At 48.5% G+C, this 15,767-nt stretch carries 10 protein-coding genes; all 10 read right to left on the bottom strand.

Annotation, left to right across the window (positions count from 1 at the left end):
- Positions 1 to 9 precede the first annotated feature (9 nt).
- Complete coding sequence (locus ACFPOF_RS26065; protein ID WP_378138215.1) at positions 10 to 1,611, bottom strand: hypothetical protein; 1,602 nt, start codon at positions 1,609 to 1,611, stop codon at positions 10 to 12.
- A gap of 40 nt (positions 1,612 to 1,651) precedes the next feature.
- Entirely contained in the window at positions 1,652 to 2,746 is a 1,095-nt protein-coding gene (locus ACFPOF_RS26060; protein WP_378138213.1) for a glycoside hydrolase family 172 protein, read from the bottom strand.
- 14 nt (positions 2,747 to 2,760) lie between these two features.
- The gene (locus tag ACFPOF_RS26055; RefSeq protein ID WP_378138211.1) at positions 2,761 to 4,320 is read right to left on the bottom strand and encodes a glycoside hydrolase family 32 protein; all 1,560 of its coding nucleotides are present in this window, start codon (positions 4,318 to 4,320) and stop codon (positions 2,761 to 2,763) included.
- Positions 4,310 to 6,007, bottom strand: a complete 1,698-nt coding sequence (locus tag ACFPOF_RS26050; protein WP_378138209.1) for an SGNH/GDSL hydrolase family protein — start codon at positions 6,005 to 6,007, stop codon at positions 4,310 to 4,312. The genes ACFPOF_RS26055 and ACFPOF_RS26050 overlap by 11 nt, the downstream gene beginning before the upstream one ends.
- Before the next feature lie 26 nt (positions 6,008 to 6,033).
- Entirely contained in the window at positions 6,034 to 8,163 is a 2,130-nt protein-coding gene (locus ACFPOF_RS26045; RefSeq protein ID WP_378138207.1) for an alpha-galactosidase, read from the bottom strand.
- Between the two features lie 246 nt (positions 8,164 to 8,409).
- Positions 8,410 to 10,230: a type 2 periplasmic-binding domain-containing protein gene (locus ACFPOF_RS26040; protein WP_378138205.1), complete on the bottom strand. Its 1,821-nt coding sequence runs from the start codon at positions 10,228 to 10,230 to the stop codon at positions 8,410 to 8,412.
- A gap of 78 nt (positions 10,231 to 10,308) precedes the next feature.
- Complete coding sequence (locus tag ACFPOF_RS26035) at positions 10,309 to 11,208, bottom strand: carbohydrate ABC transporter permease (protein ID WP_378138203.1); 900 nt, start codon at positions 11,206 to 11,208, stop codon at positions 10,309 to 10,311.
- On the bottom strand, positions 11,205 to 12,107 hold the full coding sequence (locus ACFPOF_RS26030) for an ABC transporter permease subunit (RefSeq protein WP_378138201.1): 903 nt from the start codon (positions 12,105 to 12,107) through the stop codon (positions 11,205 to 11,207). Before ACFPOF_RS26030 ends, ACFPOF_RS26035 begins: the two co-directional genes overlap by 4 nt.
- 154 nt (positions 12,108 to 12,261) lie before the next feature.
- Positions 12,262 to 14,088, bottom strand: coding sequence for a cache domain-containing sensor histidine kinase (locus ACFPOF_RS26025; RefSeq protein ID WP_378138199.1), 1,827 nt, complete (start codon positions 14,086 to 14,088; stop codon positions 12,262 to 12,264).
- A complete protein-coding gene (locus ACFPOF_RS26020) occupies positions 14,072 to 15,733 on the bottom strand; it encodes a response regulator (protein ID WP_378138197.1) in 1,662 nt (553 codons plus the stop codon). Before ACFPOF_RS26020 ends, ACFPOF_RS26025 begins: the two co-directional genes overlap by 17 nt.
- Positions 15,734 to 15,767 lie beyond the last annotated feature (34 nt).

Below are 15,767 nucleotides of genomic sequence, written 5' to 3'. Positions count from 1 at the left end.
ATGTTAGGGCTACAGCACGACTTCCGTATTGTACGTCGTCAAGACGCCCGTACCGTCAATAGTCGCGAAGGACAACGGTTGCAGTTGAACAGGATACTGACGGCCTGCCCATTGGATAACCCCCTGATTTTCCGTTTCCAATAAATTAAACAAAATACACTTGTCGCTTTCCTTGAGCCATACCAAGCCGATATGATCCCCCTCAACGAACCGCGGGAAATCCCATGAACCCTGGGCCACAAGCTGCTGCAGCGAAGAAATTTGTTCCTCGGTAGGCATTGCTGTCGCTTGATGATCCCAGAAAGTCAAATTGTCTGCTGATTGCTGCAGCTGTTGGAGGATATCCTCATTTTTCTTAACTGCCGCTTGGTCGAACACGACTTGCTTATAGCGAGGTAGTTGCTCCTGCCACTCTACCCCTAATTGATAGTCTCCGAAAAATAGCAGCAATTCTCCGCCCTCACCGCTTTGATCCGCGCGAACGGCCTTAGCCGGCAATCCCGCAAGCAGAGGAAGACTCGTCGGAACGAAGGCTTCGGCATAAGCACCATGCGTGCCATACGCGAGATGAACGGGAAATTCTCTTGGTACGTTCGCGGTCGCGCGGTCCAACTCACGCAATACCGGTAGCGCGTCAGCTATCGCATGCCAATAACTATCGTCCAGCACCCATGTACCGCTCATGAACAACACATTCTCAAGACCGGCCGTAATGGCCAGCTTCGCTTTATAGACCAGATTGTGCTCCTTTAACGAGCGCGGCGGAAAAATCGTCGATTCGCTGTACGCGAATTCCTTATCGATAAAGCTCAAGTGATATAGAATACCGAGCAGCTCTTCTGCTTTCGAATGGGGGTTTGTGAACCGTTTATCATTAAATTGATACTCTCCCACCCGGAACAACGTGTTCGGAATTTGTTCGCGAATAGAAGGCATATCGATTCCGTGCCGTTCGTCTCCGAAGTGCATCACCATAATGCCGGGCTGGACGCCTTCGATGTCCGTTGCCTTCACCACATCCGTCACTTTAACGCATTGGAACGCAACCCAATCCTTCATTAATTCCGTATCCAGCTTATATGTGATTTGTGCCAGTAACGTTTCCCTTGTTTCCTGACGACCGTAGGTCGTATTAAATTCCGCCACGCAAGTATCGCAGTAGCAGCCTTCGATATATTCGTTAAAGTTACCGGCTCGCAGATCATCGTCAAGGAAAACTTCCTTGAAGCCAGCATTACGCAATAGCTTTGCCGCCTTGCCGTTGTCCTCAATGAGGCAAGCATCGATCGCCCCGCAATAATAGACGGTTTCGCCGTTTTTATCGACCCGATAGTGCCAATGCTTGGGGATTTCCAGATCCAAATCGGGATCGTCCGGATTCAGCGCGTTCCCAGGGTGTCCAATCGGAATCGTTACCGCACCGACCTCAAGTCCATGCAGCTCCGCGAACGCCTTTGCCTGCTTCAGCTCTTCGATATCGACCATCTTGCCGGAGAAGAATCCGGCAATCCAAATTTTCTCGATACCGGCTTTTTTTATGTTCGCAATCAAGACATCCCTCGTCGAGATGTCCAACAATGGTTCATGTGCCATACTATATTGAAGCTTCATCCCTATCACTCCTGCCAGTTTCGATTTAAGGAAGCCATTTTCACCCTACTGTTACACTCCGCACATCCCGATCAGGCAGCGGCGGAAAAGCCGCATGAGGCTCCGACTGGTACCAGAATGCCGTGGATGCCACATCATCCTGCAGATGCAAATATTTCTGTTTGTCCTCCGCGTTCACTTGCCAGCCCAGCGGCTGAACCGTTGCCTTAAAGTCCTCCCCGAAGAATATCGGATCGCGAATATGCCAGCGGTATAAGCCGTGCCGCATGTTGGCCGACATGAAGCCGTCGGGTTTAATTAACTGATGGTAGCCAAGGTAAGGTGCGCTGTACGTCTCGTAAGCTTTCTGATCATTCGTGAAGAATCCCCAAGCTCCGCCAAAATAATCCTCAAGTCCCGTACCGCAATACGTTGGAAACTGCGTGTCCCCATCGATGTAGAATTTGACCTCGCCTTCTCCCCACCAACGGTTATTGTTCTGTCCCCAGGCCAGATAGACGCCAGCGAACCGACCTTTACCGGAAATGCCGTCCACGATTGTATATTCCTCTCCGCGTGGAATCGGATTTTGCCTGCGCCACTGCGCATGGAAATAAGTGCAGTCCTTAGGAACATCCGCAAGCGAATAATCGATCTGGTAGAACAGCATATCGAGATCGACGAGACGCGTATTCTCGACCGTGATGCGCGCCGAACGTCGGAAGGGCATCGGCCAGTAGCTGTTGAAGCCGCCGAGCGGATTCACGTTGATCGGCTCAGACAGCACGTTAACCGGAACGCCCCAGCCATTGCAGAAGAAATCCCCGTACGGTACCTCGACCGATGGCTCATCTTCGCCGTCCCAGTAAAAGCGCAGCACGAGATCGCGATAAAACTTCTCGCCGCCGAGCGTCATCCATATGTGCGTAATGATGCCCGGCCCTTCCATATCGGCCAGTACGACTGTCTCTCCGCCTTTGACCGTAATATAAGGCCGAGCCTTCCAGCCGATGCCCATAGCCGAAGCGGGTCCATCCGGACTCGGCGCCTCCATCGCACCCTTGCCTTTCTCTCCAGTAGGATTCTCGGCAGAGATGGAGCGGGATACGGCGTTCGAAGCGTGAAACATTGTAGATAAATCGAACGAGATACTCATCTTGAACCTCCAGCTTAATAGGGATTCGAGGGCATCATCTCCCACGCCTGAATCGTATCAAAGGTAGCTGAGCCACCCTCGCTGTACAGGTAAACGCCCGTGCTATCCACTCTTTCCGGATAAACCCGTCTTGTTATCGCTTGACGCTCATTGGCAAAAATCTCAATAACGGATTTATCGATAAAAATCGTTAATTCGAGTTGTTCGCCTTCCTTCAATTCAAAAGGCGCGGCTTCCCTAACCTTCCAGCCGTTGACGCCGCTGCGAGTCGAATCAAATACAAGCTCCTTGGTTTCGGCATCGTAATAGAGCAGAGTGACTTCCTCTTCGTCCGGTGAAGTTCGCACCTTCAGACCTGACTTCTGAGCGGTCCCGGGCGTGATCGCCAGCTTAATCTCGGAGGATTCGCCGTTAATGCCATCCAGCTCCAGCTGTTCGCCAGCGGAGAGCTCGATTGCCGGAAAGCTCTTGGCGTTATACCTCAGCATGGCAAGCTCATCTACCGGCGCCATCCGTAACGTATTGTCCTCTCCTAACCATACCGTTCTAGGCAAGCTGTACACGCCGGACCACCCGAAGCTCGATTCGTCTTCCAGATTATCGACGATCCATGCCCACATGATCTGCCGGCCTTTATCGTCCATCAAGGCTTCCGGAGCGCAGAACGCTTTGTCTACCCACGTGATGCGTCCATGCGTTTCCAATAGCAATTTATTTTCGCGATATTCGCCGATATAATATTGGCCGCCCTTATTGTGCGATATGAAAAGCTGCAGGTACTTGCCGCTCGGCTCTCCGCCTTGTTTCGTCAGAGGAAGCGGGAAGAAGCTCGCGCACATGTCGTCTTCGGATTCCAGCGTCCATTTGTTCGAACGATCCCTTTCATAAAAGCGACCCGCGTATTCCCACTTCTTCAAATCCGTCGATTGGAATAAATCCGTCCAATCTCCCCTCGCCTCAAGCGGAGAATCTTCCTTTCTTCCGAACTTGCCGAGCACGCATAAATTCCCGGTTTGCATATAATACACGCCGTCTTTTTTCCAAATATTGCTTGGGTCGCAGCTCCCCGCATACACGATTTCGCCATTGGCGCCGACGACTTCCGTAATGCCGTTTTCCGTACTTTGGATCGCCAGCGTATCGAATTTTTCCCAATGGTCATAATGCCTATCCGAGCTTCTGGCAATCCCGACTCCTCCGCCCTCCATCGTCTCCAAACTCGTTGCCAAGCTCGAATAAGAGAGGTAGGCGGTACCGTCGTCATCTACGAAGGCGCCGCCGCTAAAAGCGCCGTTATCCCCGGGGGTCGGGAATAACGCGTCCGGGTGATGCCGCCAATGGACGAGATTATGGCTCGAAACATGCCCCCAATTGAAAGAATCTCTCGTACAGTTCTTATAGAGGTACATCAGATGATATCTGCCATTCGCATAAAAAGCGCCGTTCGGATCGCCCGGCAATCCGAAGCCTTCGGGCATGGCAAAGTGAAACCCGGGGCGATAGCGATCGCCAAGCAGCAGCATTCTAAATTCCTTTACCGTCCGAATGGAGTCTTCAATCGTTTTATCTCCCATCGTTGCCTCCTGGCGTACCGAGTATGTTCAATATCGCATTGCTGAACACGGAATCGAATAGACCCCAATTCTGATCGACTATCCCGTAAGGATGATTCACCATGTTGCCCTTAAGCTCTGTGATGAAATACTTTCCGAACATGTGCAGATTTTTGAAGTAGCCGTAACCTCCGACAAAAGCCACTTGATATTCGGCTGCCAATCCGCGATACAGCTCATGATACTGTTGAAAGCTGCTTGAGGAGCCATTTCTGGAGAAAAGCGGATTCGCTCCGTTATTCGTAAGGACGATACACGGGATGCCGGCCTCCCGTATGCTCCGCAAAATGAAACGGGCCGCTTGTTCGGTCTCCTCCGGATTGCCGTAGCAGACATCGTTAATGAAATACTCCATCACGATCAAGTCTGGTTGAACTGGCAATACTTCAGGATGAAAACGATGCCTGCCATGACGCATTTCCTCTCCGCCATAGGCAATGACCGAAGTTGAAATTGCGGTGTGCGGATAAGCTTGCCTTAGCTTTCTTACGACTTGGGCAGGCCATAATCCGTGACGCGCATTGCTTGCGCCGAAGAAAGCAATGCGTACCGGATTGCCGGAAGCAAGCTTATCCCTGAAACCATCCAGATGATCTCGTTGCTCCAAGGGGATAAAGTCTAGCGGATCGATTCCGTTCAGCGCTTGTCTTCTGTCGAAAATCATTTCCGGATAGGCGTGAACGATGTACTGTCCGGACAGGTCAACATGCTCATCCGATCCATTTGCATCCAAGCCAATCTGCGAAAAATCCAGCTTCAGCCCCCAGCTTACCGGATATCGGTAGGCGGATTGCAGCACCAACGGCAATTCCCGATCGTGCGGCAGCAGCTTCTTATCCGTCCATCGCAAAGTTTCCATCGTTAAAGAGTCGTTCGTACCATAATCTTCTCCCGTTGCCCCGATTCTGACTTGGTATTGGCCCCGGGAATCACCTTCTGCGGCCGTAACTTCGACCACGTAGGTGCGCTCCACCATATCCTCATACCGTCCTGCGAGAACCGGCAACGAATTCGTCGACCGGGCAGACAACGAGCGATTCGCAGTGACCGTGCTTCCTCCACCATAAATACTGGATTGTCCCCAGCCCGTGAAAACATGGGCCAGAACAACTCCCGTTTTCACTGTCGGTGGCTCAGGCAACAACAGTTCGCGCGACTCCGGCGCTTCACTGTCGCCTTCTACGACTTGTATCGTTCCATCCTCTAGCAGAACGAGGGCATCATATCTGCATAACCATACCGAGTAATCGATGGAAAGCTCTTGACCAACGCCGATTTCCCCTTGAGGATGGCGTTTGATGGTGCCCCAGTAGCTATCTTGCGTATAGTCGAACTCCGGCACGTAGCGCTTCTCACGATCTTTAGAATATACTTGCAACGATCCGGGGACCATGCGCTGATAAGGCATTCCGGCTGTACCGCGAACATCCTCGCCATTCCAGCCGCTCGGGGAAACCGTGCCTTCGCCTACAATCCGATAGATTTGGTTGTTAAACCGTCTTTGTCCGGCCTCTCGAATACGAATCGAAGCGGCTTCTGCAAGCTCGATGACCTGAGGGCCCATACTGATTTTCCCCGGCTCGACAATTACGTTCATAGAAGCCGGCTTCGTGGGGATGACCGCAAGGCCCGAAACGTTAACTTTCATGGATTTATCCTCCCGTTAGCCTTGTATTAAGGAAGTAACGTCAGCAAAATCATTTGCGAAGTTAATGCCGTATCCAGTTCGATCGTCAGTCCCTCTCTCGCTAACGCGTAACCGGAGGCAACGAACTCGCTTCCTTCGGGCTCGATTCTCACGTGATAATTCGCGCCTTTATCGAGGCCTTTGAATTTCAGCGTATAACAATCGACATCCGCGTTGACCAGACGGAACACGGTCGCTACGGCTTTCTTCCGGTCTTCGGACACATATTCCAGCGCAGCCCAGCCTGAACCGTCGGCCCCGGGGATGACAGGCGTATGGTGATAGACTTTCGACGTTCTATGGAATGATCGAATAAAGTCCTTGTAGATGCTGATATATTTTTTGGCGCACGCCATGATGGCGGGATTCGCTGCCGCGAGCGAAGGCGTAATGCCGCATAGCATCGGATGTCCCATCATAATCACATGCATTTGGCTGTCCAAATTCCCTTCCATACCTGGCGAGTATGACCTGTTGATATATTCAGGCGGCAGCGCCATGCTCATGCCATTCAAGATCCGCACTGTACGCGGCATCTTGAACCAGTCGGAAACCCATGTCGTCGTAAATCGGCTAACGATGCCGATGTCCGTCCTTCCGCCTCCGCTGGCGCAGTTCTCTAGCTGAAGGTTGGGGAACCGCTTGCCGACTCTCTCGAAAATATTGTAAATAGCCTCCATATGACGCCAATGCGTATTCTCGTTCCTGCCGTCCTTCAAGTTAAAGCCTCCGTCATGAGAGCTTGAATTGTAATCCAGACGGAACATATCTAACTGATATTTCTCGACAAGCCGAATGATCTCGGACTCCACGAATTGCTTCACTTCCGGTTTCGAGAGATCGAGCACTCTAGGGAACGTTCTGCCATACTGCTCAAGAAACCAATCCGGATGCTCCTCGGCAAGCTTGGATTTCGCGCCGGCTGTTTCGATTTCAACCCATAAACCGCATTTCAAGCCTTTCGAACGAGCATGCTCATAGACGGGGAACAGATCATTCGGAAGAACGTCCGAGGCATGCCAATCGCCCGTCGTATTGCCCCAATCCGTTCCTGCTTGGCCGTTATTGCCGTACCATCCGGCATCGACCATGAAGAGCTCCGCGCCTAGCTCGGCCGCAATGTCTACCTCGTGCTTCAGTCCCTCTTCGCTCATATCCGGCTGCTTATAACCAGGCACCATATAACCGGCTTGGTTATAAATCACCGGCTGCAAGCCGTCGCCGACTTGTCGCAGGACGAATTGACGCAAATAGCCATGCAGGTTCTGGACTGCCGTATCGAGATCGACATGGCTCAACCCGAAATGCATGTCCGGCGCTGAGATCGTCTCGCCTGGCGCGATCAATCTGGCAGGAGACGGCGTAACAGGTGTAACCTCGAAGTTCAAATTGATCTTGTTCGGAAGACGGCTATCATTGAAATAATCGGCGAAGAAGGCTGTCTTCCAGTTCGCCGACCACCCCATCTGGCAAACGAAATAGCCGCCGTTTATGTTATTGCGCAATATAAAGAAAGGACTGCTGTGCCCGCTCATGCCGAAAGTCGAGTTAAAGAATATGCCGGTGTTGACCGGAATAGCCTGCCAAGCGAAGTTACCTTCGTTCGCCCAATACAAATCTTTAAACCGCCCGACGGAATAAGGCGCTACCGTGTCGTCTCGCAGATTATCGGCGATGTTATCCGTAATATTCCAAATACAACCCTTGAAGGGTGTTACGTTCGTAAGCCCGAAAGTGGTCTCGTTCGAGAGATTGGTGATTTCCATGGATCGCTTAAAGAAGCCGAACCCCGAGCAGCTGGTGATGATTTTTAATTGAATCGACTTCCGTGTATGCTTTAACGTCAGCGTTCCGATCGTGCTTCCAAGCTCATCTCGAGTCGAAACAAAGTCGCTGTATTCCCACCCGTAATATAAGGATTCTCCGTCGATCGTAAGGTCGAAGGACGGTTTATCTTTTAAGTCCATATGTTCGTAGATCGATGTTCCGTTATCTTGAAACCCGGCGAACAGCAGCCTTCCATCGACTAGCTTTTCTGTATAAATGGACGATTCCGACTCATACTGAAAGCGCATGTTGTCAAGATCGGCGTAAATTGCATTCTGAAAAGCGGTCACATGATTCCCTCCTGTCTGCTATTTACGGAACTGTTACGAAATAACCGTTCGTCTATCCCTTGTCTTTTGCCGGATTACTGCGTCAGCTTCAACCTTGCGTAGCTCTGCTACGCGGCGGTTTTGCTTCCTTGTACTCCGACAAAATCCTGCGGGATATCCTTCACCTTATTTCGCAACAGTCCCTAAGTAAAAAGGGACCACCCAAGGCAGCCCCTTTTTACTGCATCAATCCTTTGCCATGCTCAATTACTCACCCAAATTGTTCGCTTTAACAAACGCTTTGGCATCATCGATGAGTTTGTGGAACTCTGCATACGCTTTGTCTACGCCCATCGCAGTGAAATCATCGATGGCTTTTTTCTTCGCGGCATCGAAAGCTGCGTCATCTTTGGCCATAATAAATTTCGCAACGTTAGCCAAGAAGTATTGGTCTGCTTTAACCATAATTTGTTGGCTTGGCTCGGACAATTGCTTAACAAATGCAGGGAACGCGAAGTATTTCGAATCTGTAACCGCTTTTCCTTCTTTAACCAACTTGTCGTATACTTGGCCTGGGTACAAATCTGCTCCGAATTGTTGAGCCAATTCTTTCTCGGCCTTCGTAACCGTAGCCGGGTTGATGACAAGTTTCAAATCAAGCGGATATCCGTCTTCTGCTGTCCAAGCCTCATGAAGGTTCGAGATTTTGTTCAGCACAGGAGCAGGAAGAGTACCTACGCTTATCCCATAATCGTTATAACCAGGATCGGAAGGGTTCGCCATCTTGCCGATTAATTGAGGTTTGCCGTCTACGACATCCCAATCTACGCCTTTAACGCCTGTGAACACCAATCTTCCGCCTTCATCACCGCTAAGGTAGTTGAACAGTTCCATCGTACGTTCCGGATATTTATTCGCCTTTGTAATGGCACGAGCTGGTCCCAACAGGTTGCCGCCTGGGGCATCCTTGGTGTACAACGCCATATACCCAGGGAACGGTCCAGGCAGTTGTTGCAATTCTGCATTATCGTTGCCTGTATTCTTGATCAGATCATTGCCGCCTGTCCAGAAGCTCGCTGCCGAGTTAAATACTTGACCGTTGTTAAGCTTGGCGATATATTGGTCGATTTTTTGCGTGAAACCTTCCGGATCAAACAGTCCCATGCGATATGCTTTGTTGAAGAATTTGATTCCGTTCCAGAATACGCCGTCGCCAGCAATATAGTTGTCTACCACATCTCCGGTCGTTGCGCTGATCGACGTATTCGCCGTCCAGTTGTTATATCCCATGGAGAACGGATAGGAGATGATGTAAGGGAACGGATCTGCGGCCCACGCAGAGAACGCGTACGTTTTCTTGCCATCTTTCGTTTTCGGGAACTTGTCTTGCATTTCTTTATTTACTTTCAAGAAATCATCTTCATTGCTCATAGCCGGAGCGCCGATCGCTTTGTACAAATCCCATCTCGTGTAGAAACCGGCAAGAGCGGTTAACAACGGAGTAGGCGTAGGACTTGCTTTATTCACCCGAACCGGCAGGAAATAGACTTTCCCCGTATTGTTGCTTGCAGACGCTTTCATAATTTCCAGCGCTTGCGGCGTATTTTTCGTAATATTCGGGCCATACTTCGCAATCAAGTCATCGAGTGGAATAACCTGGCCGCCTTGAATCAAGGAGTCGACCAATGCAGAGACGGAGCCGCCCGTCGTAATGACGTCAGGCAAGTCGCCGCCGGCAATTAATGTTTTCTCTTTGACATCATCGCCCGTAATCAGTTCCAGCGTGATCCCGAATTTTTCTTTAATCACTTTAGCTATGGAAGTATTCCATACCCCATTCAAATTGGCATTCGAACCGCCAACGAATATTTTCAGCGTAATCGGATCTCTAGGGAGCTCAGGATAACCCGAAGAATCTGGTGATGCACTATCAGTTGATGCAGGCGCTTCGGATGAAGCAGATTCTGAAGCGGGTGCGGAGGATGCAGCATTGTTCTTATTGTTATTGCTGGAACACGCGGATAGCACAAGAAGCGTCATGATCAGAACCATCGCGAGCAGACTTGTTCTCTTCTTCATTACTGACATCGAATACCCTCCCTGTTATCGGTTCATGGATGCATCTATTGATAAATGGTTCTCTAGAAAAACCATTATATCCGTGTATTAACCTTTTACTGCACCAAGCATAATGCCCTTGATAAAATTCTTTTGCAGGAATGGATACACAAGAATGATCGGAAGCACCGAGATGACGGTGATGCTCATCTTAATCGTTTCCGGCGAAAGCTGGAGCTGTCTGCCCGAATTCCCGCTCCTCATCATGTCCGCAAGACCTTGAGACAAACTCTGAGCCTCATTCAAATAGCTGAACAAGATGACTTGAATCGTTTGCAGATTGGCCTTCTCCACCAGCAAGTAATTATCGATCCACGAGTTCCAACAGCCTACCGAGGCATACACGGCAACCGTAGCGACAATCGGTTTGGACAATGGAAATATAATCCGATTGAAGACGGTCATAAATCCGGCGCCATCGATTTGAGCCGACTCTTCAAGCGATGATGGCAATTGCTCGATATAAGTCTTGATCAGAATAATATAAAAGGCGTTAATGATTCCCGGAAGGACGTAGAGCAAGAAGGAGTTGCGCAATCCATAACTCTTCATGGTGATATACCAAGGAATCAAACCCGAGTTCAAATACATGGATGCAACGACGATACGATACATTAACCTGCGGAAAGGCATCACATGTTTCGTAAAGAGATAGGAAAGCATCGCCGAGAAGTAGACGCACAGTACGGTGAAGATCACTGTCTTTTCCACCGAAACCAGGAAAGCATGCGGGATCGTATTCAGACTGAATATTTTAATATAAGCGTCGATATTGAAATTACCCGGCCATAGATAAACGCCTTTTTGCGCCAATCTCGGTTCGCTGATCGAATAAATGAACACATAATAAAAGGGATAGACGCACACGAAGGAAAACAAGGCCATAAACACGTAGTTGAAAATGTCGAACGTTCGCTCGGCCAGCGAGCGCTGTTGTTTGCTGATCACAGGATCGACTCCCCCTTCGTTTTCTTGGAGAGATAGTTGACGGCGAACAACAGGCCAATGCCGAGCAGAGACTTAACCATCCCCAGAACAGTCGCATACGAGTAATCGCTGACAGCCCAGCCGACTTTGTAGATGTAGTAATCGAGCACATCCAATTTATCTGCGACAAGCGGATTGTAGAAAACAAAAAATTGGTCAAGACCATTGTTGAGCAAGTTGCTGATCTGCAACAGCAAGAGGACAAAGAACGTCGGGCCTAGCCCCGGAATTGTGATGTGGCGCATTAAGCCGAATTTGTCAGCGCCGTCTATACGGGCCGCCTCATATTGCTCGTTGTCAATTCCTGCAATCGCGGCCATATAAATGATCATCGTCCAACCGATCGTCTTCCACACATACAGCCCCGCCTGGAAAAACCATGCCGCGCCATTATTGCCCAGTATTCCGATCACAGGCACATCGACATGCAAGCTTCTTAGCAATGTATAATAAAGGCCCTCGTTGGAGAAAACGGCGAAAGTCAGGGCAAATACGACAATCCAGCTAATAAAGTTAGGCAGCGTTGTTACCGTCTGAATAAATCTCTTGAACTTGTTATGCTTCACTTCGTTGATCATAACGGCTGCAATGAGCGGTAATGGCGTAACCAGAATCAAGAGGAAACTCATTGCCAATGTGTTCTTGAGAACCCGGAAAATCTCGTTCCATTCTTGATACATCTTCACGAAGTTATCAAAGCCTACGAACTTCAGCTGCGAAAAACTAAGTGCCGGATTGTAGCTATAAAAGGAATAGACCCAACCGAACAGCGGCACAAAATAAAAAGCAATCACGTAAATCATAAAGGGCATGGCGATTAAGAAATAGGTCCATCCGATTTTGTTCTTTAGAGATAGCAACTTTGATTCCTCCTTGCCTGACGATTGTTGTGTCTTATGAACTTATTATAGAAGCGGGATCTCCGCATAAAAATGGACTTTCTAGTGAAATACACAACAAACCGAATGCCCCAAAAAGGTTTATTTCCATCGCGCCAAATAAGTTGCACTTTCTTTACGTTTTTTGCACTTTCGGGATCGCAAATATCAATTCAGTCCCTACTTGCAGCTCGCTATGAATTTTGATGCCATAATGGTCACCGAAGTGAAGTTGGATTCTGCGGTTTGTATTGTACAAGCCGATCCCCTTCTTCTCATGGGAATGTTCGTTATTGCCGTTAATGAGAGCTTCTCTTTCCTCTTGTAGCTTCGATTCGGACATGCCTTCACCGTTATCGAAGATGCGCCAGACGATTTCATTTTGCTCTTCCGTAGCCGTAATCGTTATCGTTCCGCCATTTCGGTTTTTCAAACCGTGCGTAATCGCATTTTCGACCAACGGCTGCAGCAGGAAACGCAGAAACGGATATTCCATGACTGCGGGAGATATCTCATAATGGAACTTAACCCCGCCTGCCATTCGGTAATTCATAATTTTGATATAATTTTCGATATATTCGATTTCTTCCCGGATCGTACAGAGCATGCCTTTCTTGAACATCGGCTGCAAGTAATCCCCTAATGTCGTAATGCTTTCCACAATATTGTCCGCCTTGACCATAATCGCCATCCATTTGATCGTATTTAACGTGTTATAGAAGAAATGGGGCGTAATCTGCGATTGTAAAGCCCCGATCTCGATCGTCCGTTTCTCTTCCTGAATCGTTTCCTTTTGTTCGATCAAGTCCTGAATGTTCTTGGACATTTTATTAAATTGAGCAATCAGAATCCCTAGTTCATTCCTTAAGTCCAGATCCAACGTTAATCCCAGATTGCCTTGCCCCATTCTTCTTACTACGGTCGTTAAACTGTTGAGCGGTTTCGTTATTCTGCGAATCCAGTACCTCGAAAGAATGGCCGCCGATGCCAGACTGCAAATAAACATCGTGACGACAATGAGCCTCAAGGTCAAAATATCTCTGGTGAAAATGCTTACTGGAATTTCGTTCACAAGCGTCCAACCGAGCGCGTTGATTCGGTACGACATGATCTGTTTACTATCCCGTTCTTCGCTGGCAAATTTATTGCCTGCGTTCACGGGATGATCCTTTTGCTCAGGAAGCGCTCCCGCTTGGCCGATTTTCGCTTCGTCCCCGTGAGAGACGATTTGCCCCGAGTCATCGACCAAATACAGTTCGTTATTCTGCATATCGTTGGCATGATTATAAATATCATTGAAGTACTTCATATTCACATTGAGGACAAGCGTAGCCGAGTGGTTATTCGAGTAAAAGCTGCGTGCTGCAGAAATATAGTGTGTCGGCGGCTTCGCAGCTGAATTGGATATCGTTCTCGCATCTGCAATATTGAAATCCTGATCGGTAAACCCTCCGAACCAGACTAGCGTTTGCGCTGCAGACTTCACCTTGCTATAAATTTGAGCGCGATAAAATTCATTCACGTTACTCGATGAATCGAATAGAATATCGTTTCTTTGCACGGTCGTTCGAATCATAAAGCCGTTATCGCCGAAGTAACTGATCGAGTCGATATATTTATTGGCAGACAACGTTTCCGCGAAATATTGGAACGCCGCCACAACCTGCAAGACGCTGTTTGTCTCATTCATGCTTTTGAAATTGATCAAATTTTGCAATTCGGCTTTTAAGAAGAGCTGTCTTGAAACCTGATCAACCTGATTGACAAACAACGACAGATTATAATCGTATTGATTAAACTGCTGTTGATTCGTATCCTTTGCATTGTTCTTCAATACATTCAGGATGCCGAAATAGGCAATAAGCGAGCTTATCGTAAAGATAAACAGGAAGATGACGAGGAACGAGATCACCAATTGATTCGCCAAGGAAGATCGATTCGATTTATTAAAGATTCTCATCATCCGCTTCGTCCTCCCCTTCCTCCCTATCCTCTCTTTCCTCTCTGCTGTCCACGAACCATATCTTCCTGAATTCATGCGGCCTCATGCCGGTCACCTTTTTGAATATTCGGCTAAAATAGCTGTCATCCATATAACCGGTCTTTTCGGCGATTTCATACGATTTCAGATGCGTATTCATCAACAGGTTTTTAGCCATATCGATTCTGTAATGATTTAAATATTCAACAAAGCTCGTCTGCAAATGCTTCTTGAACAGTCTGCTTAAATAACTCGGGTTCATCTGTACTTGATCGGCTAATTGCTGCAGAGAGATATCTTGGTCGTAATGGTTCTGAATATATTTAATCGCTTCGGCGATTTCTTTGCTGATCGCCCTCTTCTTCTGGTGATAATTTTTAACTTCAAGTAAATAATCCGTAAAAATAGAGATGTTCTCATCCAAGGTCGTGCTCTGATGAATCCGGCCGGCATAGTCGAACGCCATACTGGAGATATCCTCGGCATAAATATTGAGGTTAACGGTCGGCCAGTGAATCCAGCGGATCATCATCACCTGGATGTCCTGCTTGGAGATGCTCTCCAATTGGCTAAGCGCCTGGATGCCGGCTTGAATTTCTTTGGCGTACCTGTCGTTAAACAACGGCTCCGAATCGGCAATCATATTGTCGAGCTTCATTCCTACGTTTTTCGCAACGCGGTCCGCTCCCATTAGATCCGCTCTGATATATTTTTCGTTTCCGAGAACGAATCCGAGATCCAGCGCGCGGAGGCATTCCACGTACATAGCCTTAAGCGCGGAATATCCGTTGTTCATCGAACTGATCCCGAAAGTGACGGAAGCGTTCAGGTAAGTTTTAATGATGCTGCTGATATGTGACAGGATGTCCTGCAGTTGTTGATAAATATTCGACTCGCTGACGACATCCTGGAAGCTGAACGCCAGAATATATTTCTCGTCCCGCTCGTAGATGACTTCTCCCCGGTTGTAGCCGGCTAGCAATTCACTCATCATGTTCAGAATGCTGAATCGGATCAAATTCCCGTGACTGTCTTTGAATTTGCTTTCCATCTGTTTGAAATTGTCGATCGCCATCACGCAAAGAATCAGTCTCTCCGGGTGGAGACGGAACCGCAGTTTTTTCGTAATTGCGGCGAATTCCGCATCCGAGTAGCGCCCGTAAGACAAATAATCCTTCATTGCGTTTTCTTTGAGGTTAATGGCATTCAGCAGGTCCTGCTGTGGCTCCGATGGAGCTCGGACACTTTTTGTTTGCAATTCTGACTTCACTTTCTGCAAAACAGATTCCATCTCATCAATGGACATTTTTAACTTGAGAATATAATCGGTCACGCCGAACCGGATCGCCTTATGAACCAAATCGAATTCTTCATAAGCAGTCAGGATGATAATCTTCGTCTGCGCATCGTTCTCCCTAATGCGGGAGATCAGTTCCATGCCGTCCATATTAGGCATTCGAATATCGGTAAGGATGAGATCCGGTTTTTCTTGCTGATAGAAATCCCACGCCGTCTGCCCATTCGAGAAATCCGCTATAACCTCCATCCCTAATTTCGACCAATCGATCGAGTTTTTCAGGCCAATTCGCACCAACATCTCGTCCTCTACGAGGATGACCTTGATCATGACTAACACCTCATTTTCAATCTCGAATTCCAAT

Source organism: Cohnella soli (assembly GCF_042655525.1).
Taxonomy (GTDB): domain Bacteria; phylum Bacillota; class Bacilli; order Paenibacillales; family Paenibacillaceae; genus Cohnella; species Cohnella soli.
Note: the sequence above shows the minus strand (reverse complement) of the source record. Positions and strands in the feature narration are given on the sequence as shown.

Bases quoted from the DNA above. Each gene is read 5' to 3' on its own strand.
- ACFPOF_RS26065 (WP_378138215.1), bottom strand. From the start codon at position 1,611: ATGAAGCTTCAATATAGTATGGCACATGAACCATTGTTGGACATCTCG.
- ACFPOF_RS26060 (WP_378138213.1), bottom strand. From the start codon at position 2,746: ATGAGTATCTCGTTCGATTTATCTACAATGTTTCACGCTTCGAACGCC.
- ACFPOF_RS26055 (WP_378138211.1), bottom strand. From the start codon at position 4,320: ATGGGAGATAAAACGATTGAAGACTCCATTCGGACGGTAAAGGAATTT.
- ACFPOF_RS26050 (WP_378138209.1), bottom strand. From the start codon at position 6,007: ATGAAAGTTAACGTTTCGGGCCTTGCGGTCATCCCCACGAAGCCGGCT.
- ACFPOF_RS26040 (WP_378138205.1), bottom strand. From the start codon at position 10,230: ATGTCAGTAATGAAGAAGAGAACAAGTCTGCTCGCGATGGTTCTGATC.
- ACFPOF_RS26025 (WP_378138199.1), bottom strand. From the start codon at position 14,088: ATGATGAGAATCTTTAATAAATCGAATCGATCTTCCTTGGCGAATCAA.
- ACFPOF_RS26020 (WP_378138197.1), bottom strand. From the start codon at position 15,733: ATGATCAAGGTCATCCTCGTAGAGGACGAGATGTTGGTGCGAATTGGC.